General features: G+C 43.5%; 18 protein-coding genes, 4 tRNA genes and 1 riboswitch. Of the genes, 4 read left to right on the forward strand and 18 right to left on the reverse strand.

What is annotated here, in order from left to right; all coding sequences use genetic code 11:
• Nucleotides 1–9: 9 nt before the first annotated feature.
• From JOD17_RS16500 to JOD17_RS16525, 6 genes are all read right to left on the reverse strand, one after another.
• Nucleotides 10–639, reverse strand: coding sequence for an anti-sigma factor family protein (locus tag JOD17_RS16500; protein WP_204699058.1), 630 nt, complete (start codon nt 637–639; stop codon nt 10–12).
• A 19-nt stretch (nt 640–658) separates the two neighbouring features.
• Nucleotides 659–1,222, reverse strand: coding sequence for an RNA polymerase sigma factor SigW (gene sigW, locus JOD17_RS16505; protein WP_204699059.1), 564 nt, complete (start codon nt 1,220–1,222; stop codon nt 659–661).
• 199 nt (nt 1,223–1,421) lie between these two features.
• A tRNA-Gly gene (locus tag JOD17_RS16510) sits at nt 1,422–1,495 on the reverse strand.
• A gap of 45 nt (nt 1,496–1,540) precedes the next feature.
• Nucleotides 1,541–1,615 (reverse strand) — tRNA-Gly (locus JOD17_RS16515).
• Between the two features lie 7 nt (nt 1,616–1,622).
• Nucleotides 1,623–1,707: transfer RNA gene (locus tag JOD17_RS16520), tRNA-Tyr, on the reverse strand.
• A gap of 90 nt (nt 1,708–1,797) precedes the next feature.
• Nucleotides 1,798–1,872, reverse strand: a tRNA-Glu gene (locus JOD17_RS16525).
• A 280-nt stretch (nt 1,873–2,152) separates the two neighbouring features.
• On the opposite strand from JOD17_RS16525, the gene JOD17_RS16530 reads away from it, so the two are divergent.
• A complete protein-coding gene (locus tag JOD17_RS16530; RefSeq protein ID WP_239575648.1) occupies nt 2,153–3,199 on the forward strand; it encodes a 3-hydroxyisobutyryl-CoA hydrolase in 1,047 nt (348 codons plus the stop codon).
• A 53-nt stretch (nt 3,200–3,252) separates the two neighbouring features.
• On the opposite strand, the gene JOD17_RS16535 is transcribed toward JOD17_RS16530, so the two are convergent.
• The 9 genes from JOD17_RS16535 to nagA form a co-directional block, all read right to left on the reverse strand.
• Nucleotides 3,253–4,701, reverse strand: coding sequence for a CoA-acylating methylmalonate-semialdehyde dehydrogenase (locus JOD17_RS16535; RefSeq protein ID WP_204699061.1), 1,449 nt, complete (start codon nt 4,699–4,701; stop codon nt 3,253–3,255).
• The gene (locus tag JOD17_RS16540; RefSeq protein WP_204699062.1) at nt 4,698–5,606 is read right to left on the reverse strand and encodes an NAD(P)-dependent oxidoreductase; all 909 of its coding nucleotides are present in this window, start codon (nt 5,604–5,606) and stop codon (nt 4,698–4,700) included. The genes JOD17_RS16535 and JOD17_RS16540 overlap by 4 nt, the downstream gene beginning before the upstream one ends.
• A 14-nt stretch (nt 5,607–5,620) precedes the next feature.
• A complete protein-coding gene (locus JOD17_RS16545; protein ID WP_204699064.1) occupies nt 5,621–7,237 on the reverse strand; it encodes an acyl-CoA dehydrogenase family protein in 1,617 nt (538 codons plus the stop codon).
• Nucleotides 7,238–7,356: 119 nt separating this feature from the next.
• The gene (locus JOD17_RS16550) at nt 7,357–9,114 is read right to left on the reverse strand and encodes a sigma 54-interacting transcriptional regulator (protein ID WP_204699065.1); all 1,758 of its coding nucleotides are present in this window, start codon (nt 9,112–9,114) and stop codon (nt 7,357–7,359) included.
• 107 nt (nt 9,115–9,221) lie between these two features.
• Nucleotides 9,222–10,229 carry an NADP-dependent oxidoreductase gene (locus JOD17_RS16555; protein WP_204699066.1) on the reverse strand — a complete coding sequence of 336 codons (1,008 nt, stop codon included), beginning with the start codon at nt 10,227–10,229 and terminating at the stop codon, nt 9,222–9,224.
• Nucleotides 10,230–10,337: 108 nt separating this feature from the next.
• On the reverse strand, nt 10,338–11,567 hold the full coding sequence (locus JOD17_RS21755) for an ATP-binding protein (protein ID WP_204699067.1): 1,230 nt from the start codon (nt 11,565–11,567) through the stop codon (nt 10,338–10,340).
• A 23-nt stretch (nt 11,568–11,590) separates the two neighbouring features.
• Nucleotides 11,591–13,189 (reverse strand): UDP-N-acetylmuramoyl-tripeptide--D-alanyl-D-alanine ligase, encoded by a 1,599-nt coding sequence (locus tag JOD17_RS16565; RefSeq protein WP_204699068.1) that lies wholly within the window; start codon nt 13,187–13,189, stop codon nt 11,591–11,593.
• 4 nt (nt 13,190–13,193) lie between these two features.
• A complete protein-coding gene (locus JOD17_RS16570; RefSeq protein WP_204699069.1) occupies nt 13,194–13,964 on the reverse strand; it encodes an alpha/beta fold hydrolase in 771 nt (256 codons plus the stop codon).
• Nucleotides 13,965–14,215: 251 nt separating this feature from the next.
• Nucleotides 14,216–15,385 carry an N-acetylglucosamine-6-phosphate deacetylase gene (gene nagA, locus JOD17_RS16575; protein ID WP_204699070.1) on the reverse strand — a complete coding sequence of 390 codons (1,170 nt, stop codon included), beginning with the start codon at nt 15,383–15,385 and terminating at the stop codon, nt 14,216–14,218.
• Between the two features lie 106 nt (nt 15,386–15,491).
• Here nagA and JOD17_RS16580 point away from each other — a divergent pair, with 106 nt between their 5' ends.
• Together JOD17_RS16580 and JOD17_RS16585 are read left to right on the forward strand one after the other, a co-directional pair.
• Entirely contained in the window at nt 15,492–15,770 is a 279-nt protein-coding gene (locus JOD17_RS16580; RefSeq protein WP_042359340.1) for a hypothetical protein, read from the forward strand.
• Between the two features lie 111 nt (nt 15,771–15,881).
• Nucleotides 15,882–17,234 (forward strand): MFS transporter, encoded by a 1,353-nt coding sequence (locus JOD17_RS16585; RefSeq protein ID WP_204699071.1) that lies wholly within the window; start codon nt 15,882–15,884, stop codon nt 17,232–17,234.
• A 23-nt stretch (nt 17,235–17,257) separates the two neighbouring features.
• On the opposite strand, the gene JOD17_RS16590 is transcribed toward JOD17_RS16585, so the two are convergent.
• From JOD17_RS16590 to thiD, 3 genes are all read right to left on the reverse strand, one after another.
• The gene (locus JOD17_RS16590) at nt 17,258–17,395 is read right to left on the reverse strand and encodes a hypothetical protein (protein WP_204699073.1); all 138 of its coding nucleotides are present in this window, start codon (nt 17,393–17,395) and stop codon (nt 17,258–17,260) included.
• 167 nt (nt 17,396–17,562) lie between these two features.
• Nucleotides 17,563–18,699: a DNA glycosylase AlkZ-like family protein gene (locus JOD17_RS16595; protein ID WP_204699075.1), complete on the reverse strand. Its 1,137-nt coding sequence runs from the start codon at nt 18,697–18,699 to the stop codon at nt 17,563–17,565.
• A gap of 22 nt (nt 18,700–18,721) precedes the next feature.
• A complete protein-coding gene (thiD, locus tag JOD17_RS16600) occupies nt 18,722–19,525 on the reverse strand; it encodes a bifunctional hydroxymethylpyrimidine kinase/phosphomethylpyrimidine kinase (RefSeq protein ID WP_204699132.1) in 804 nt (267 codons plus the stop codon).
• A gap of 70 nt (nt 19,526–19,595) precedes the next feature.
• A riboswitch (TPP riboswitch) is annotated at nt 19,596–19,701 on the reverse strand.
• Between the two features lie 90 nt (nt 19,702–19,791).
• Between thiD and cls the strand changes: the two genes are divergently transcribed.
• A complete protein-coding gene (gene cls, locus JOD17_RS16605; protein ID WP_204699077.1) occupies nt 19,792–21,240 on the forward strand; it encodes a cardiolipin synthase in 1,449 nt (482 codons plus the stop codon).
• The last annotated feature ends 9 nt before the right edge of the window (nt 21,241–21,249 follow it).

Genomic DNA, 21,249 nt, shown 5'->3' on the forward strand with positions numbered 1-21,249 from the left:
AGCAAGGTTTCAATCTTCTTGATCTGGAGAGAGGTTAGAGAACAATTCTTTCGTCTCGTACCATAACCAAGAAAGTACTTGATTTACTTCTTCAATGTTGCCTGCCACCTGACCAGCTGAAGCCATATATTGCTCACCGTTAATGACGGTTAAATCTCCATGAACTTCACCTTGAACGTCCACATCCCCATTGCGAACGGTTAAATCCCCTTCAATCACTTCACCTTCAGGGATGATGACCGTATTGTTTTCTTGGTCAACTTCAAAATTACCGACCCCAGAAATCGCCATCTCTCCACCACTCATCCCTGTCCAGTTAAGCCAAGTCATTGACGACATAAACAGAAGAAACACTGCTGCAGCAACAAGGACGGGATGGTTTTTTGACCATTTCTTCCAAGCGATCGTTCGCTTCTTCTTCTTTTGAGGTAATGCACTCATAACATTTTCCGTGAAATTCTTTGGTGCTTGAATATGTGAAGCGCTTTGAACAAGCGCAATCGATTTCTTAACTTCATCATAATGCTCTTGGCATTCAGAGCAACCCTCTAGATGTCGATAGAGCTGTTCACGCTCAATTTGAGTCATCTCACCATCAAAATAACGGTGAATCGAATCGCTGTGTTTCAAACAGCTCATAACCTTCTACGCCCCTTTGTTACCATTTTTTTAGCTTTTTACGTAGTGCTTCTCTGCCTCGATGAACGTGCGTTTTTACCGTAGCAACTGGAAGATCGAGAATTTCGCTCATCTCTTGTAACGACAAATCCTCCATATACTTCAGAATAATTGCAGCTCGGTACTTCGGTGGCAACGTGTCGATTTCTTTTTGAATGGAAGCTTGCCACTCAAGTGTTACGACTTGCTCATCTGGAAGTGCGTCTGTTGCAGCAAGTTGGGCGTAACCATCAAGCCCTTCTGCGCCATTCACTTCTGCGTCTAAAGAAAAGTCTGGCTTCTTCTTTCTAAGTCGATCGATGCTTAAATTCGTCGCAATGCGGAATAGCCACGTGGAGAATTTCCGATTCACATCGTAGCGCTCAATATTCGTATACGCACGGATGAATGCTTCTTGCGAAACGTCTTGAGCTTCTTGTGCGTTTCCGACCATTCGAAAAGCCACTTGGTACACTTTATCTTTGTACGCATCAACAATTTGGGCAAAAGCTTCCGTCTCCCCTGCCTTAACTTCTCGTATACATTGATTTAGCCAATCATCCATGCAAACCCCGCCTTGTGTCCGTTCTCTATGATTACGCTTTTCCAATCGTTATGGTTTCAACAAATTTGAAAAAAGCGCTAGAATTTTTTTCGTCCAATCGTTTTATTTTAGCATGAATTATTTTGCCCACTTTAATCTTAATAAAAATACAATAAAAAAAGAGCAAAACATTATGTTCTGCCCTTAGTAGTTATGTAATTGGAGCGGGTGATGGGAATCGAACCCACATCATCAGCTTGGAAGGCTGAGGTTTTACCACTAAACTACACCCGCATTTAAGATACTATGTATCCTATCATACTTAGAAGTAAAAATCAATGGAGCGGGAGACGGGATTCGAACCCGCGACCCCCACCTTGGCAAGGTGGTGTTCTACCACTGAACTACTCCCGCATGAAAATGGTGGAGGGGGACGGATTCGAACCGCCGAACCCTGAGGGAGCGGATTTACAGTCCGCCGCGTTTAGCCACTTCGCTACCCCTCCATCTTAAAAATGGAATGATCTTCCAGTATTCACAAATGATAAAACCAGCAAATGGCTTTGCTGGGAAGTCATCGATATAAGTTAAATTGTTGGTGACCCGTGCGGGATTCGAACCCGCGTTACCGCCGTGAAAGGGCGGTGTCTTAACCCCTTGACCAACGGGCCATTTCGTTGGTGTGTCTCTTGCTGACAAATAATATTATATGATCTTCCCAAAGAAAAAGCAATAGGTTTTTAAAAACTTTTTAAAGAAAATTTTTCAACCTCGGAAACCCTTATTAGTATAGGCTTTTTACGACGTTATAAGCAACTGTTTTGTTTTGGAAAACAGGTAAATCGATTGATTCTTTCGTATGATCCCCAATAATGAATGCAGGAATACGAGAAGCTTTTGTCGAAAATGCACAAATGCACATTTTCGAACACAAACTTGAGGAGGATTACTTTGACAACGACAACGACAGAAGTGACGTTCTCTACAACGACAACTGGCGTAGGGATCATTACGCTCAACCGACCTAAAGCATTAAATTCCCTGACACACACGATGGTTACGACCATGGTACAACAACTAAAACAATGGCAAACAGATCAAGCTATTTCTGTAATCGTTTTCAAGGGAAGCGGTGAAAAAGGGTTTTGTGCAGGAGGAGACATTAAAACTCTCGCCTCTGCAAAAGAAGGTGACGAACAATTTAATGATGCGAAGCAGTTTTTCGTCGATGAATACGAACTCGATCTTCTACTTGCTAATTACTCAAAACCAATCGTATCGCTTTTAAACGGTGTTGTGATGGGTGGCGGTGTTGGGCTTACTCAAGGAACGAGCCATCGCATCGTTACGAAGAACACAAAATGGGCGATGCCTGAAATGAACATTGCGTTCTTTCCGGACGTCGGAGGCGTCCATTTCTTAAATCAAGCACCTGGGTATACAGGCATGTATTTGGCGTTAACCGCAAAAACCATTCGATCTGCAGATATTCTCTACATTGGAGCGGCAGACTTTTACGTAGAAGACCTTCATGAGCTTGAACGAAAAATTGTCGATTACGACTGGACGACCGTTGAAGAAGCTGACCACAAACTGGACGAGCTAATCGGTTCACTTGCAGGAGAGCCACCTCAAGGAGAGCTAGAAGCATTGCAAAACGACATTGATGACACGTTCCACTTGTATTCTGTTGAAGATATTGTTGCCAAATTACGAGATCGTGGCGATGCATTCGGTGATGAGCATGCGAACATCCTTCTTTCCAAATCACCGGTTTCTTTAAAGGTTACTCATAAGTACATGCTCGACTATGCACACCGCTCACTTGAAGACACGTTGGTCATGGACGTTGTTGTTGCAATGAATTTCTTACGTAACAAAGATTTCTATGAAGGTGTTGATGCTGTGTTAATAAAAAAACATCAGTCACCGAATTATGACTACCCAACGCTTGAAGATGTAAACGATGAACTCGTTGATTCTTATTTTAAAGCGTAACGTTTAAAAAAGAAGCGTGACCTGGACGATGATGTCAGGTCACGCTTCTTTTTTTAAAACCAACGTTCCGTGACGACTTTTTTCCTTGTATAAAATTGAACCCCATCTTTGCCATTCGTTCCTAAATCACCGAAAAACGATGCTTTGTTTCCTGCAAATGCAAAAAACGCCATTGGTGCTGGAACATTTACATTCACTCCGACCATCCCTGCATCAATTCGATCACGGAATGTCTGAGCAGACTTTCCACTCGACGTATAAATGACCGCACCATTTGCAAATGGTGAAGCATTTGTAACTTCAATCGCTTCATCAAGATCTTTTACGCGAACGATACTTAACACCGGCGCAAAAATCTCATCTTGCCATATCTTCATTTCTTGAGTCACATGATCAAATAGTGTAGCACCGACAAAGTAACCCGCACCCACTTGATCACCTTTTTCTCTTCCATCAACGAGTAGCTTGCCACCTGAACGAACACCATCATCTATATAACCAAGCACCCGCTCTTTATGGGATTCGCGAATGAGAGGACCAACAAAGTTCTGATCATTGTGACCATCACCAACCGTTAAGACTTTTGTCCGTTTCGTTAACTCATCAATAAATTCATCCGCAATGTCCTCAGTGACAACAACAACAGAACAAGCCATACAACGTTCTCCACTACTTCCAAATGCAGAACCAATGACCCCTTCAATAGTTTTGTCTAACTGACAATCGGCAAGTACCGTCGCATGATTTTTTGCACCCGCAAGCGCCTGGACTCGTTTTCCATGCTTAGTACCTGTTTCGTAAACAATTCGAGCTACCGGCTCTGAACCAACAAACGAAATCGCTTCGATATCAGGGTGAGTGAGAATGCGGTTGACGACATCTTTCGCACCGTGCACAAGATTTAATACCCCTTTTGGAAATCCAGCTTCGTAAAACAATTCTACAAGTCGCTCGGCAAGAACCGGTGTTCTTTCAGATGTTTTCAGTACAAACGTATTGCCACACGCAATCGCGAGCGGAAACATCCACAGCGGAACCATCATCGGGAAATTAAATGGCGTGATCCCAGCAACAACGCCAAGGGGATAACGCCAGATTGAACCGTCAATCCCTCCAGCAATGCGCGGCAACGCGTCTCCCATCATTAAGTTCGGGGTCGAAGTCGCGAGTTCAACAACCTCAATCCCTCGTTGCACTTCACCGTGTGCGTCTTTTAACGTCTTACCATTTTCAAGCGTAATAATGTCTCCTAATTCTTGTTTGTTTTCATTTAACAAGTGCAAATACCGAAACATGAGTCTTGCTCGCTCAGGTACTGGTACGAGTGACCACGTTTTATACGCTTCTTTTGAAGCTTCAACCGCTAAGTTTACATCTTCTGCTGTTGAGATTGGCACTTTCGCAATTTCTTCACCTGTTGCAGGATTCGGCACAGATTCAAGGTGTCCACCTACGGATTCTTGCCACTGATCATTAATATAATTACGGATGGTTTTTGTCATGACGTTGACTCCTCTCGTTTTGCTTGAAATGTAATTTTTTGCTTGCCAACATGTTCATACAAGCTCGCCATATCTTTTTCCCCATAGCCTGCGTCTTCGGCTTCCTCGTACACATCTAGAAGCACATTCGTCACCGGCAGGTCGAGTCCCACTTGTTCCATCGTTTCTTTTACAAAACCTAAGTCTTTTCGAAGGAGACTAAGCGTGAAACCCGGGTTGTAATCGTTCGTTGCCATAAACGTTTTATAGTTGCGTTCATAAATTCGACTTTGACCGTAGCTCACATTCATCACATCAAATAATCCATCCAAGTTCATCCCTTGTTTCTTCGCAAGCGCAACAGCCTCGCTCACACCAGCCGTATAAAACCCGATGAGCAAATTGTTAATGAGCTTTGTCATCGTGCCACTACTGATTTTTTCGTCAATATGAAATACGTTTGCACCGAGTGTATCCATAATCGGTTTAGCATCCTGAAAGACTGAGGCTTTACCACCTGCCATAAACGTTAATGTCCGGTTTTCTGCACCGACAACCCCGCCGCTTACGGGCGCTTGCAAAAAGCGCACATTGTAGTCATTGGCTACCTTTTCTACATTTTCGTTGTTCTCTGGAGCAACCGTGCTCGTATCGATGAGAAGTACACCGGGCGCTGCGTGACGGATCAGACCATCTTCTGCTAAATACACATGTTCATACGCAACAACTGAAGGTAAACTTGTCATCACTACGTCACACGTCTTCGCTAACGATTCAACCGACTGTCCGACTTGACCACCGAGTGCTTCGAACCGTCGCTCCATTTCCGGATTTAAGTCTAATCCGTACACGTCGTATCCAGATTCGAGTAGATTCCTGCTCATCGGATAACCCATATTCCCAAGTCCAATAAATCCGATTTTCATTTTCAATTCCCCCTTCACGTTGTGTAGCGTTTACGATCAATAACGAGTTCTGCAATGTGTCGCTTCACCTTCATCACGTTGCTTGGAGTCGGTACATTCAGTTTCAATTCCTGCGCCGGTTGTTCAATGGCTTGATAGACACGTTGCACGATGCTTTGCACTTGTTGGAATCCTTCTTCAAGTACGACTAGCGTAATGTTCCTTTTCTGGTCACTTTCTTTTGTTCTGGATCGTAAATACGAAGACCTCATCATTAAAATTGTCCCGTACCCATCTGCGATCCACCTTAGAACTTCTTGCTCACGTTGCTCAGGCTTGTCAGTAAGCGCTTTCAACATTTGCGTATAAATCGTCTCAGCAGCAACAATCCATTGTCCAAGTTCATCTTGTACATGTGATACATTGACTTGTCGTTTCAATACTGCTTTTGCTGCAGCGAGACGATTGATCTCATTCGTCCCTTCAAAAATACGATTAATCCGCGCATCTCGGTATAAACGCTCAACTTCATATTCTTGCATATACCCATAACCACCATGGATTTGTACCGCTTCATCTGTTGCAAATGCCAACACTTCAGAAGCAATTGTTTTACACATGGCACAATCTGCAATAAACAATGCCAACACACTTGAGTGATCGTGATCCCCATCTGACTGAAGAGCTTCATCTAAACGACTTGCCGTTTGGTACGCATAACTCTCAATTGCATAGATCGCCGAAGTCACTTCTGCAAGTTTCTCTTGGATTAACGTAAACGACGCAATGGGAGTTTTAAATTGAACGCGCTCCGTCGTATACGTGGTTGCCAAATGTAACGCTCGCTTCGCTGCACCGATATTATTAAACGCCAATTTCAAACGAGCTAAGTTTAGCGTATTGAGTGCAATTTTGTGACCTTTTCCTAGCTCTCCTAAAATGTGCTTTTCTGTCACAACAACTTGATCAAGAAGAAGTGTCGCTGTCGATGAACCTTTGATCCCCATCTTCTTCTCTTCTGGTCCGATTGAAACGCCTTCCATCGTGCGTTCCACAATAAAAGCAGTCATCCCTTCTGAAGTCTGGGCAAATACAATGAATACGTCCGCTACATGAGCATTCGTAATCCATTGCTTTTCACCAGTGATCTGATACACATTCTTCTCTTTATCAAAGACCGCTTTTGTTTTCCCATTTAACGCATCTGATCCTGCTTCTGGCTCCGTTAATGCATAGGCGCCAATCCATTCTCCTGAAGCAAGTTTCGGTAAGTACATCGACTTTTGCCACTCTGTACCGTAATACATATATGGAGTCGTCCCTACCCCCACATGAATGTTAAACGATACACTAAACGATCCACCGCCGTTCCCAACTTGTTCTGCAACGACACCCGATAGCCGTTTACCAAGACCTAATCCCCCGTACGCCTCCGGTACCTCTACTGCTTGTAAACCAAGTTCACCAGCAGCCTGAAAGCACGTCTTTATCCAAGATTGGTCTTGTTGTTCCGTCTTCTCTGGGTTTTGTAAGGGATAACCCTCAACAAACTGCTCTGCTGTCTTTATGATCATTTGCTCTTCACTCGTACGTTCTTCCGGACTGAACGAAGAGTCATCAAGAGTTCCTCCAAAAAGCATGCTCGAATTCATCAAATGAATGGCCTCCTTTCCATACTTAATAAGCAAAGTCTGTGCCAACATTTAAATACGGCGAAACAAGGCATCGCACAGTTGAAAATGTCTAAATGTATAGACACTGTCGATCCTTATTAAACAGAAAGACCATACTTAGCCAACTTGTTGTATAACGTAGCTCTAGAAATCCCTAATTGCTTTGCTGCCTCAGATTTGTTGCCCTTCGCTTCCTTAAGCGCCTCATAAATGAGTTCTTGATCAGAGGTGGGTGGCGGCATCGATGACGCCGGAATGAACGTACGCTGCAGCAGCTCTTTCGGCAAATCTTGTTCATTAATAATGGGCCCCTCAGAAAGAACATACATCCGTTCAAGGTAATGAAACAATTCACGTACATTACCTGGCCAGCTATACGAAAACATGCGCTCCAGCACTGCTTTCGTGAGCGTTTTCTTCTGAAACCCTTCTTGTTCCCGGAGTTTCAAATGATGAGCAATCAATGATGGAATGTCTTGCTTCCGTTCTCTTAGCGGTGGAATTTCAATGTGAATTACGTTCAAACGATAATACAAATCTTCTCGAAATGTGCCTTTCAACATTTTCGCTTTAAGGTCTTGATTCGTCGCTGCAACTAAGCGAAAATCTACGTGAACAGGTGTCGAACCACCCACCCTTTCCACTTGCTTCGTCTCTAATACACGTAAGATTTTCGCCTGAGATTCAAAGGGCATGTCACCAATCTCATCGAGAAACAACGTCCCCCCGTTTGCAAGCTCTACTTTCCCCACTTTCCCTTCTGCACGCGTCCCTGTAAATGCCCCTTTTAAATAGCCGAACAACTCCGACTCAAACAAGCTTTCTGGAATGGCAGCACAATTCACTGCAACAAACGGACCTTTCTGATGATGACTCTTATGATGAATCGCATGAGCAAAAGGTTCCTTTCCAACCCCTGTTTCTCCTGTTAGCAATACAGGCACCTCGGTCACTGCCGCTTTTCTGCCTATTTTCTTCGCACTTGCAATTGCCGGACTTTCCCCAATAATATCTTCAAAGCGAACACTCACATTGCTTTCAGTATGTTTGTGCCAACGACTCTCTTCGATGGCTACTGCTTGCGGAATGCGCTCTAACCGTTGCAACGTTTCTTCTAGCTCAGTCTTCCCTTCAAACACGAGCATACCAACTGCTCCGATGATTTCTCCTTCTTGCCACATCGGCAATCGATGGACGACGAGTTCTTGACCTTGCAGACGGTGTGCTTGACTACGTTCAGGCACACCCGTCTTTAAGACAACGGGGATCCTTGTATTCTCAATCACTTCTTCGACTGGCCGACCAATCGCTTCTTCCTTCGTTACACCGACAAAGCGGCTATATGTTTCATTAAACACTTGAATGATGCCTTTGTGATCAACAATCACGACGCCCTCATACGCCGTATCCAGACTAAGCATTAACCATCGATTCATCTGCCTTTGTTTCTCTTCTTGTTCCTCTAGATAATGGGTAAATGCAAGCCGTTCTTCCATCCCAATCACTCCAGAAAGGATGCCGCTCTCGTGATGCACAACGTATAATAATGACTCTTTACACTCTCGTAGTGAGCAGTGTTCATCTACAATCGCATGTGGCCGTTCGATCACGTTCTCCACCGTTTGTTGGTCATCATCACTTCGTAAACAACGCCATATTCGAATGACCCCTAAAAAACGACCATTCTCGACTACGGCCATTTCTAATTGCTCTTGCATCGTCATCATTGACTTGGCTTCTCGTATTGTCATCGTTACGTCAATCGTAGTCGGTTGAATATTCATCCACTGACCACAATGATCTCGAGTATGAAGAAGCATACGCTCCCCTTCTTTCGTTAATAGTTGACGACTCATAAACTGTCAAAGTCATATGTATAGTTGTTTAGACACTGTACGATAAATTCCTTTATTCCACATAAAAAAGCCCAAAGGCAACTACCTTTGGGCGAAACAAATTCACACTATTTCTCGGATACTTTTACGAGCTGTTTGCCAATGTTCTCGCCTTTAAAAAGGCCAATAAACGCTTCCGGAACTCGTTCAATCCCCTCATGAATCGTTTCTTCGTATTGAAGCTCACCTGCTTCAATGTAACTTGCTAATGCTTTGTAGGCTTCTTGGAATTGATCTTCAAAATCACGAACGAGGAACCCTTGCATTTTCACACGGGCTTTTACGAGAAAACCTTGCACACGCACCCCGATGTCTCTCTCTCCTTTTTCGAGATTGTATGAGGAGATCGATCCACAAACCGGCACACGAGCAAATGTGTTTAAGTGGGGCAAAATATGATCGCTAATCTCTCCACCTACATTTTCAAAGTACACATCAATGCCATCGGGGCAGTGCTCTTTTAGAACTTCTTTCAGATTATCGGTTTTATAATTAATCGCTTCGTCAAACCCGAGGGATTTAATGTAATCGGCCTTTTCCTTTGATCCGACGATTCCGATCACACGGGCCCCCTTAATCTTAGCAAGTTGTCCCGCAACTGAACCGACCGCACCTGCAGCACCTGAAATGACGACCGTTTCTCCTTCTTTCGGTTCACCAATTTTATACATACCAAAGTACGCTGTGAGCCCAGGCATTCCAAGCACACCCAGTGCCGCAGAGCTTGAAACACCGTGTAAATCAAGCTTACGAACCGCATCCGCATCAACTGTATTGTATTCTTTCCATTCCAACATCCCCGTTACAACGTCACCTTCTTGAAGGCCATTTGAATGACTCTTTGTTACAACAGCGACGATCCCGCCGTTTAATGGCTCTCCAACTTGAAATGGAGCCGTATATGATTTCGCATCGTTCATTCTTCCTCGCATGTACGGATCGACTGAGAGGTACAACGTTTTGAGTTGGACTTCCCCTTCAGTCGGTTGAACAACATCTGTTTCTTCGTACTGAAACGTGCTGCGTGTTGGCATTCCGTTCGGTCGCTCTTTAAGTAGAATTTGTTGCTGTTTCATGATCTTCCTCCTTTTCTTCTTCTGTTCCTCGTTTTTGACATCATTAAACAACGTGTCACCTTGATCATTCGCCAAAAAGCACAAAAAACCTGTTGAATAATCAACAGGTTATCGTTTGCTTCCACCCTTGCTGCCGCCTTTTCCTCCGCCTTCACCTTGGAGAGAGAAAAGGTTCGAGTCAATTGAGAACGTCAGTCTCTCACGATCTCGTTGACGCTTAAGGGCTAATTGAATCAAGTCATTGGTTAGCGTTTGGAAATCTTTATCCGCCGCTTCCCATAAATAAAAAGACAATGATCCAGGAATTGTATTAATTTCATTCACATAAATGATATCGTTCGCTTCGTCTTTCATAAAATCAATTCGCGAAACGCCACCACATCCGAGTGCTTTAAACGTTGATACCGCAAGTGTTTGAATCTGCTCTGTTTCTTCATCTGGGATTGGGGCAGGAATAATACGATCTGTACTTTCCATTCCGCCACCCATCGATTTAGAACCACTGCCACCTTTACTTCCACCTCTTGAGCTACCTTGGTATTTATCCGCATAGCTCAAAATGTCTTCGGTCTTTAATACTTCTTCAATGACAGATGCTTCTGCTTCGTCAGTATCCCCTAACACGGAACAGTTCATTTCCTTAAGGTCCGTGATTAAAGGTTCAACGATTAGTTTCGATGCGTACTCAAGCGCCTCTTCAATGGCAATTTCCAAACTTTCTTGATTGCGGGCAACTCCAATTCCTACGCTCGACCCTAAATTTGCTGGTTTAACAATCGCAGGCAAACCAATCTCTTCTTCAATTTGCTTTACAATCGAAGCTGAATCCTCTTGCCATTCACGATTATAGAACCAGACATCGTTTAGTACAGGCAACTTTTCGTTACGAAGCACTTGCTTCATCGTCACTTTATCCATTCCAAGAGCGGATGCACCGACATCACAGCCAACATACGGAATGTTCATCAGTTCAAATAGCCCTTGAAGTCCTCCGTCTTCTCCAAACGTTCCGTGTAAGACAGGAAAAGCGACATCGATCTGACTGACTTCACGCTTTCCAAAACGAGGGGCTGGGTTCTTCTGTAAGACGATTCCACCATTGTCAGCCGCTACTGGGATAACTGGTGTTGCTTCACTTAAAAGAGCCTTCAAGTCTTTGTATGCTTCAATATCTGTTAACTTCTCACCTGTATACCACGTGCGATCCTTACTAATGTAAATCGGAATGGCTTCGTAGCGATCAGCATCCATCGCATGAATGGCTTGCAAACCGGAAATAACCGATACTTCATGCTCGACGGAGATGCCGCCAAAAAATACACCTACTCTAGTTCTCACGTTTTCTCATCTCCGTTCTTTATCTACTCTAAAAACGTATCTGGTAGGTCGTTTTCAAGTAAAACAACCGAAGGCTCTGACGCTGTAACTTTTCTCATCACGTCTAGTGCTTCTTGTAAGTTGGAAGCGACGTGATACTGCTCTTCTGGGTATCCAGCTTCTTTGAGACCATCTTGAAGGTGAACCGTTTGTTTCTTACCGACAAGAATAATGTAATCACAGACCTCAGCTGCATGCATACCGAGACGTTTGTTCAATTCGTACTCTTTATCACCAAGTTCAATCATCCCCGGTGTAATGAGCACCTTCTTCTCTGGCATATAACCGAGTACTTCAACTGCCATCTTTGAACCCGTCGGATTGGAGTTAAAGCTATCATCAATAATCGTTAACGTGTCACTTGTTTTCTTAAGCTCTAGGCGGTGTTTCACCGGTGCTACCCCTTTAATTGCACGCGCAATCGTTTCAAGAGAAATATTCTTCTCAGCACCAATGGCAATAGCCGCTAGGATGTTATAAATGTTGTGTCGTCCAAGAAGTTTCGTATGAATCTCGGCACTCGTTCCATCGTATTTGTGAACGGTAAATGTTGTACCTTTTCCAGAATAAGAAATGTCTGTTGCACGGTAATGCAAGTCTTCTGCATCAATACCGTAATACATCGTCCGAACATTGTTCATCTGTTGATACGATTGGATATTCTCATCGTCTTTATTTAAGAAAGCTGTCCCGTCATGAGGAAGCGTCTCAACGATCTCAAACTTCGTCTTCTTAATCGTATCTAGAGTCTTAAACGTCTCTAAATGCTGTTCTCCAATTGCAGTTACGATTCCGTATTTATGGTTTACAAGTGTGCAGATCTCTTCAATGTTATGCTCTTGTTTTGCACCCATCTCTGCAATGAACAACTCATGGTATGGCTTTAAATGTTCCCGAATCGTTCTAGTAACACCCATTTTTGTGTTGTAGCTTTCTGGTGTCATCAGAACATTATATTTACTAGATAGAACGTCTTTTAAAATATGTTTTGTACTCGTTTTCCCAAAACTACCCGTCACACCAATCACTTCAAGGTGCGGCATGCCTCTTACGATGCGCTCCGCATCATGGAAATAGTATTGATTGATCTGACTTTCAATTGGCAATGTAATCACATTCGCAATCATTACAAAGAAATACGCAATAAACGTAGCAATCGTAAGGAGAGCAATAAGTGCTGCCATTGAGAAGCTGTCTCCAGAACTTATCCAAACCGCGCAAATGGCAAACAAGACGTACAATATGGCGATCGCAGCTAAAAGACGCTTCACTCGAGGGGTATACACGAGCTTTTTCTTCTCTTCAAATTGTGGCCTCATGACCGTGAGTAACGCAAACAAAATGACAGCAATCGCAGACATCACATAAAACGACACGGCCTCAGAAAACGGCAGTGCAACGAGCGCGAGTACTGGCACTAAATCTACAAATCGAAAGGCCTTTAAAGGCGTGCCTTTCATCCATCGAAAATATCGTTCATTTCGATAAGAATTTAATTGAAGCATATGGACATTGCGTTTTACCCGAATGGCCGTATACAGCGCCCAAGCAATGAGTAGCAGTACAATGAGCAAAGTTTCCATACGTCTAGTGGGCCTCCTTGTCTTTTTCCAGGAAATTGTTGACGATAATCAAGAATTCTTGGAGGTTATCAAGGTATGCAAAATGCCCAGCGCCTTTCAAAACGACGAGCCCCGAATTAGGTATTAACTTTTCCATCGTTTGACCATGAGAGACTGGTGTATCATCATCCTTTTCTCCCCAAACGAGCAATGTTGGCACCTGAATCTTCGGCATAAGGTGTTGCAAGTCTTCATTGACAACCTTCACGAGTGTTTGTTGCATAATTCCTGATACGTTTTGATAATCTGTCGATCCTACTTTTTTCTTCATCTTTGTGAGGATCTCGTCTTTTTTAGATCGTAAACCTGGTAAGCTTAATATTTTTTTTGCAGTTTTAAATGAATATACTTTAACGTAATAATTGAATTTGCGTTTTGGTTTTACTCCAGCACTATCAACAAGTATAACTTTGTGTACCGGGTATTTTGTCGCGTATTGAATTGAAATTCGTCCACCATTTGAATGTCCGACAAGAATCGGCTCTTCAATATTATGATGTTCGATAAAGTTTCGGAGCCACTCTGAATAGTCGTATGATCCCCACGGCTCTGGCGGTTCATCACTTTCTCCAAATCCCGGTAAATCAATCGACCATACTTTAAAGTGTTTTTCTAAGTTTGAATGAACTGGTGAAAAAGCTTGAATATTAGCTCCCCAACCGTGCAAGAGCAGGACGTCCTTCCCTTCACCTGTACAATGGAAATGAACCTGCATTCCATGAATATCTGTAAACACGCATAAACGCCCCATTCTATAGTAGAAACATAGGTATTCGTTACTGTTGAACGCTCATTTCTTTATCATACCACATTTTTATTTTACACGATGCTCTCGATTTGCAAAAGGTGTGATCTCCTCATTTAAACCTATGTCACGAGATTGCCATCTGTGCTGAACGCCTCTATGACTTTAGCAAAAAATCTTCTCCATCAACAGATGCAGAAGCCTTATTTCTTTTCATCGTTTACGAGTGTTGGACGAATCTCTTAATGCCGTTTGTACACTCGATGACCTCCACACCACGTCTCGGTGAGTTGATCGTTTTGGTAAACCACAAAGTCCGCATCACAGTTTTTAGCAATGCGTCCCTTTTTCTTAGTGATTTGCAAAGACTTCGCTGCGTTATACGAAGTCATTCGTACAATCTCTTGCCACGTCGCCCCTGTAATTGAACGCATTTTATCGACTGCATCATTCATTTTGAGCACACTTCCGGCAAGCGTTCCGTCTTCTAATCGCGCCTGACCATTCGAGACGATTACTTGCTGTCCACCAAGTTCATAATTTCCATCACCCATCCCTTTTGCTCGCATCGCATCAGTAATTAAGATGAGTTGTTTTGCACCAATCGCCCGATACGCGCCGCGAATCGCTCCTTCATGAACATGATGACCATCGACAATTAACTCACTTATCAGACGATCATGGGATAATGCCACCCCAACGACACCAGGTTCACGGTGATGCAAACCACTCATTCCATTAAAAAGGTGGGTAACGTTTACGTCGCATTCTTCTTGTTCCAAAAATGTTAAGACCTCATCGTACGTGGCATTTGAATGACCGACCGACGTTCGTACATTCTCTTTTTGTAGTTGTTTGTGAAGTTCTGTAGCACCTGCAAGTTCAGGGGCGAGGGTGATGATTTTAATTTTCCCTTTAGCGAATCGTTGGAACGTTTCGTATTGAGTAACGCTTGGCAATTGAAGGTGGGCAGATGGCTGGGCGCCACGCTTTGATTCAGAAAGAAACGGACCTTCTAAATGAATTCCAAGCATTGTCGCCGCTCCGTTTTCTTCTTTATACGTCGCCGCCTTATGAAGCGCTCGACTTGTCTGTTCTACAGAACTTGTGATTGTCGTTGCTACGTAGGATGTGGTGCCTTCTTCTGGTAATCGCTTGCCTAATCTCGCATAAACTTTATCCGTACCATCCATCACATCCACCCCGTAACCCCCGTGAATATGAAGGTCAATAAAACCAGGTAAAAGAAACGATGACTCAGAAAGGTGATAACGTTTTACCCCTTTAAATTGCTTAGAGGTTAAGTCTTGGCCCACGTCCGCAATCTTTCCTTGTTTCACATAAATATACCCATTGCTCCAAGCTGAGCGATGATCAATGATTGTTGGTCCGTGTATGATAAACGACTCCATGCGCCACACCTCTTTCTTTCATTACGATATCATGCTTTGAATTTTTTAGGTTTGAGGACAACCTGTCCGGGGAACAATTTCACTAGATACAAAAGGAGGCTACACCATGAAGGTAGATGCACTATATGCTGATGGCGGCAAAGCGATTACGTTCCGTACTGGTGAATTAACCATACATGAAAATGATCAATGGAAAGGAACTTTCCACCAAGTTGAAGAGCAGAGCTTGATGTTTGATGCAGTGAGTACGAAGAAGCCGATGATGTTTAAGTTTGAAACGAGCGGTGGTACGTATGAAGGCCAAGGATTCGTTGCAGACATCGATAGTGAGAAGACTGAGAACATCATTCACATTGAAAGTAACGGCAACCTTACAAAGCAATAAGGATGTTTAAGGCTCCCAATTTCGGGAGCCTTTTTTGTTTAGGTTCTCGAAACTTTTCCGTGTTTCTCCACGAAGAAAGCGTTATGATAAAAAGTGGAGGAGGAGAAATTTATGGAAATGTCCCCCAGTCATAAAAAGAACCTCGTGCGTTTACTTGCAATTTTACTTACGTTTACAGTAATCAACGGTACGATGTTTAATGTTACGATTCCAGACATCGCCGAATCATTTAACTTAATGCCTTCACAAGTGAGCTGGGTAATGACCGGCTACATTCTCGTCTATGCGATCGGTTCAGTTATGTATGGAAAGCTTGCCGATGTGATTCCGTTAAAGCGCTTACTTACGATTGGTATCGTTCTATTTTCCTTCGGTTCCATCTTAGGATTTTTATCACCGAACTACACGACACTTTTAATTGCGAGAATCCTTCAAGCTTTAGGTGGAGCGGCTATTCCAGCTCTCGGGTTTATTATTCCATCACGCTATTTCACACATGATCGTGGTAAGGTTTTTGGTATCATTTCATCCACGGTTGCCTTTGCATCAGGAGTAGGACCAATTGCCGGCGGATTGATTGGTGGCTTTTTAGACTGGCGCTTTTTATTTCTCGTTCCAGCAAGCGCGGCACTTGCCATTCCATTATTCAGACGTTGGTTGCCTGATGAAGAAGTTCGCTCACAAAAAATTGATTATTTCGGGGCCATACTCGTTGCTATTTTCGTTGCCTCACTCTTGTTGTTCGTAACAATGCTCATTTGGAGCTTATTACTTATTTCAATTATAGCTTTTGCCTTACTCGTCTTTCACATTAACCGAGTGGACTCACCGTTTATTGATCCTGTACTCCTTAAAAACAGACGTTATACGATTACGATTTTTACAAGCTTTCTCGGAACGAGTGTCATGTTCGGTCTCATCTTCGTCTTACCGATCATGATGCGTGACTTGTATGACGCAACTACACTCGGAATTGGCTTATTGCTCTTTCCAGGTGCAATGGCAGCAGGAATCTTCGGGCGCTTTGGCGGAACACTAATCGATAAAAAAGGCAGCATTTATGTCCTACGGATCGCGCTTTTACTCGTTGCAATTGGTGTTTTCTTTATTAGCGTATTCACTAGCTCATCTTTATTTCTCTTAGGTAGCGCTGTGTTTATCGCCTACATCGGTTTTCCGCTACTGCAAAGCGCAACAGCCAACTTGTTGTCTCATATGTTAACTAAAGAAGAGACTGGCGTCGGCATGGGGCTTTTTAACTTGTGCAATTTCATTTCTGGCGCTTTTAGTTCGGCCATCTTTGGAAGCATTCTAGACCTTGAAGGCATGACGTTTTCAATCAACCCATTAAACGCTCATGGCGACCATGCGATTTATAGCAACTTGTATCTTGTACTTTCAATCATAGCTGTATTTGCTCTGTTCATGTTCTTTGCATTTTATAACCGATCAAAAAAAGCATAAGAATAGTCTTATGCTTTTTTATATTAATCGTACCTTTTACAGTCGCAATATTCACACACAATATAGCCTTGTCCATCATAAGCGAGTAACTCGTCCGCTGTTGCAACAAATTCTTTCTTATTGATGCTTTTATGCTGACATGCATCCTTTACATACCTCATGTTGTGGAGCACCTTCTGATCATGATCCAATAAATACACGCTGCGGCCCCTTTCATATTAATCCGAACGATTAGTTTTATCCTAGTTCTAATATATCATTAGTTACAACATTATTCAGTGCCCATTCAAATAAAGAAGTAACCCCCGTCCCTAAAACGAGGGTTACTTTAGCTTTCACGAACATGAATGTCTTGTGCACCGAGACGCTCAGCAAATGCGTGTAACGCTATCCTTACTCGCGGCTGCTGAGCCACACCTTCAAAACTCCGGACATGAAGCACCCGTTTCTCTCGGTCAAGCCACGGGTCAATACGACCGATCAGCTGATCGTCGACGAGCACTGGCATTGTATAAGGACCGTAACGACGCTTAGCTTTTGGTACGTAAATTTCCCATCGATACGTCATGCCAAACAAGTCTTCAACTCGAGAACGACTCCAAAGAAGTGGATCGAGGGGTGGCAAGAACATGACACGTTCATTTGTTAACTTTGTATGAACAAGTTCTTCTGCGTCTTCTTCTAGAACATAATAGTCCCTGGATGCTCCTTCAATCACCACCTTGACGAGCTCGTGGTTCTTCCATTTGTCATGTACAACTTGCTTCCGCTTGGCCGCACTGAATTTCTGCCAGCCAAACCTCGCATCTCTCGGGTCAATCAAGCGATAAGCCCGCATGTATTTTTCTAAGAGAAGGCGGTCAGCCTCATGACTAGATATACGCTCTGCCTCATGTTGTAACGCTGCTGGAATTTGCTCCTCCGTAAGTGCAAAGTGCCTCGTACTCCCTGTTCTCCCACTCACTTGGATCTCGCCACATTCGAATAAAATCCTCAGCGCGTGTGTCGTTTCCTTGGTCGTTGCTTTCGTTGGGTGATCCCAACCGCCAACAACTTTGCGATCACTAAAAAACGCTTGCGATGGCTTTGGTCCTTCATTAGCTAGAAGTGTGACAACCTCCCTCATGGCATCACTGTATTGCGCCTGTTCTTCTTGCCACCGTGTTCGTATGCGTTCACGTACCCCCTTTAAAAGAGGATAGTCTTCCATCGGCAAAAGGCATGCTGCATTCGCAAAATGTTCAAACGCGAGCTTTTGCTGGAGCAACTGTCCGTAATCATCAGTGTGATACGTTTCATTCCTGTTCATAAATACGAGGTGATGGTTACGCTCAACGACAGCGACCGGATCCAGTTGAACCGCTTCCAAAGTTGTTAATGTTTGAAGAGCATCGGAACAATGCGGAAGTAACTTCGTAATCAAAAATTGACGTGCAACCGTTGGTGTTACATGAAGCTCTTCCACCATCATTCCTCCTTATTAGTGGCTACTTAGTCGTTAATCGGTGTCCCCAATGATTTGTTGGACCTTGGCCTTTACCAATCTCTAGTGGATTACTAATGGCACTCGTAATAAACGACTTGCCGTGTTCAACGGCTTGATTCAATGAATCACCTTCAGCAAGACGTGCCGTAATGGCCGCTGCATACGTACAACCACTTCCGTGCGTATGCTTCGTATCAAAACGTTTCGCAGAAAACTTCAGAAACTCTGTCCCGTTGTACAAATAATCGTCTGCTTCACCTTTGTAGTGTCCACCTTTGATTAAAGCGGCTTTCACGCCGTATTCTTCTACGAGTATACGCCCTGCTTCCTTCATATCTTCAATCGTTTCAATCGTAAGCCCAGTTAACGCTTCCGCTTCAGGCAAGTTTGGTGTGACTAATGTGGCTAGCGGCAATAGTTCTTCTTTTACCGACTGACGAGCTTCTTGTGAAATCAACTCATGACCACTAGATGCAACCATTACAGGGTCAAGAACATACTGACTCACATTGTATTCCTTTAGTTTCTTTGCCACGATGGCAATCGCAGAAGGGTTGGAAAGCATGCCTGTCTTAACCGCATCTGGACGTATATCTTCAAACACTGCATCAATTTGACTTTCGATAAACTCTTCATGCATATCGACAAAAGACCGCACGCCAAGCGTATTCTGGCTCACAACCGATGTAATAACACTCATCCCAAATACACCGAGTTCTTGAAACGTCTTTAAGTCTGCTTGTATACCGGCTCCCCCTGTAGGGTCAGTGCCTGCAATGGTTAATGCTTTCGATACCATATCAATTCTCCTCCTCGTGATGCGCAAATAAAAACCTCCTGGTCAACACAGAAGGAGAAGGGCTTAGACACACAGATGTGCATACCATCCACTTTCCTCCGCCGCTGTACGGATCAGGTTCAAAGGGTTTTAAGCTTTCGCTGTCTCTCAGCGCTCCATTTCGCGCACCCCTAGTGGTCTATTTTCGTTCATTTTAGCATACATATTATAAGATGTATGCTAATTAACATGATACGATATGAACGTATACCTAAAAAGAAGGGGGGATACATATGGACATTATTTCAATTTTACTTAGCTTACTCGTCCTTCTGAACATCATGTTAGCTGCTGTGATCGTCTTTATGGAACGTAAAGACATTCATGCCACTTGGGCTTGGCTCTTGATCTTAATGTTTCTCCCATTTATCGGATTCATTCTTTATTTAATTCTTGGTCAGAACTTAAGCCGTAAACGCCTTTTCAATTGGGATGGCATCGAGAAGATCGGCCTTAAAGACAGCATCGACACACAACTCCGCCAAATTGAAGATGGCAGTTATCACTTTCACAGTGACACTGCCAAAAACAATGTAAACCTGATCACATTGCTCCTTCGAAGTGATGGTGCACTGCTCACTCAGGACAATGATATTGACGTTTTCACAGACGGGATTGATAAATTCTCAGAGCTAATTACAGATTTAGCCGCTGCGAACGATCACATTCATTTACAGTATTACATCTTTCGAAATGATAGCATCGGCAAGCGAATCATTGCTTTATTAACAGAAAAAGCGCTTGCAGGTGTACAAGTCCGCGTTCTATACGACGACATGGGTTCAAGGAAACTTTCAAGAAAGCACTTTCGCTCACTTATTCGAGCGGGTGGCGAAGTCGGCGTCTTCTTCCCGTCACGCATTCCTTATGTAAACTCACGATTAAACTATCGCAACCACCGTAAAATCGTCGTTATCGATGGTGAGATTGGTTATGTTGGCGGCTTTAACGTTGGGGATGAATACCTCGGTCGCACGAAGCGATTTGGCTATTGGCGCGATAGCCACCTTAGATTACGAGGCTCTTCTGTGAAGGCTTTACAAACCCGCTTTATTTTAGATTGGAATCAAGCGAGTAAAGACCAGCTCATTGAATACGAAGATCATTACTTCCCACCTGTTGAGACGAAAGGTGAGCTCGCTACGCAAATCGTATCCAGCGGACCGGATACTGAATACGAAGAAATCAAAAACGGGTATATTAAAATGATTACGTCAGCGAAAGACTCTGTCTACATTCAGACTCCCTATCTGATTCCAGATGCAAGCTTACTGGATGCTCTTCGTATCGCAGCGCTTGCTGGCAAAGATGTGCGCATTATGATCCCAAATAAGCCTGACCATATCTTTGTTTATTGGGCGACTTATTCATATATGGGTGAGTTACTGAAAGCAGGCGCCCGCTTCTTTATTTACGATGCTGGTTTTATCCACGCTAAAATGATCGTTGTTGATCGAAGCGTTGGTTCAATTGGCACTGCCAACATCGACGTTCGTAGCTTCCGTTTGAACTTTGAGGTCAACGCCTTCTTGTATCATGATGCGATCGGTAAAAAGCTTGCAGCGATTTTTGAACATGACCTTGAACAATGTTCTGAAATGACCGCACAACGGTACCGAGATCGAGGGGTGTGGATTCGGTTTAAAGAGTCGATCTCACGTTTGTTATCGCCAATCTTATAAACCGTACCC

Origin of the sequence: Geomicrobium sediminis (assembly GCF_016908595.1) — a bacterium.
GTDB classification, from domain to species: Bacteria; Bacillota; Bacilli; order Bacillales; family Marinococcaceae; genus Geomicrobium_A; species Geomicrobium_A sediminis.

Coding starts and splice junctions, on each gene's coding strand:
- sigW (WP_204699059.1), bottom strand. CDS start 1,222: ATGGATGATTGGCTAAATCAATGTATACGAGAAGTTAAGGCAGGGGAG.
- cls (WP_204699077.1), top strand. CDS start 19,792: ATGGACATTATTTCAATTTTACTTAGCTTACTCGTCCTTCTGAACATC.
- JOD17_RS16580 (WP_042359340.1), top strand. CDS start 15,492: ATGAAGGTAGATGCACTATATGCTGATGGCGGCAAAGCGATTACGTTC.
- JOD17_RS16590 (WP_204699073.1), bottom strand. CDS start 17,395: ATGAGGTATGTAAAGGATGCATGTCAGCATAAAAGCATCAATAAGAAA.
- JOD17_RS16545 (WP_204699064.1), bottom strand. CDS start 7,237: ATGAATTCGAGCATGCTTTTTGGAGGAACTCTTGATGACTCTTCGTTC.
- nagA (WP_204699070.1), bottom strand. CDS start 15,385: ATGGAGTCGTTTATCATACACGGACCAACAATCATTGATCATCGCTCA.
- JOD17_RS16535 (WP_204699061.1), bottom strand. CDS start 4,701: ATGACAAAAACCATCCGTAATTATATTAATGATCAGTGGCAAGAATCC.
- JOD17_RS16500 (WP_204699058.1), bottom strand. CDS start 639: ATGAGCTGTTTGAAACACAGCGATTCGATTCACCGTTATTTTGATGGT.
- JOD17_RS16555 (WP_204699066.1), bottom strand. CDS start 10,229: ATGAAACAGCAACAAATTCTACTTAAAGAGCGACCGAACGGAATGCCA.
- JOD17_RS16585 (WP_204699071.1), top strand. CDS start 15,882: ATGGAAATGTCCCCCAGTCATAAAAAGAACCTCGTGCGTTTACTTGCA.
- JOD17_RS16540 (WP_204699062.1), bottom strand. CDS start 5,606: ATGAAAATCGGATTTATTGGACTTGGGAATATGGGTTATCCGATGAGC.
- JOD17_RS16565 (WP_204699068.1), bottom strand. CDS start 13,189: ATGGAAACTTTGCTCATTGTACTGCTACTCATTGCTTGGGCGCTGTAT.
- JOD17_RS16550 (WP_204699065.1), bottom strand. CDS start 9,114: ATGAGTCGTCAACTATTAACGAAAGAAGGGGAGCGTATGCTTCTTCAT.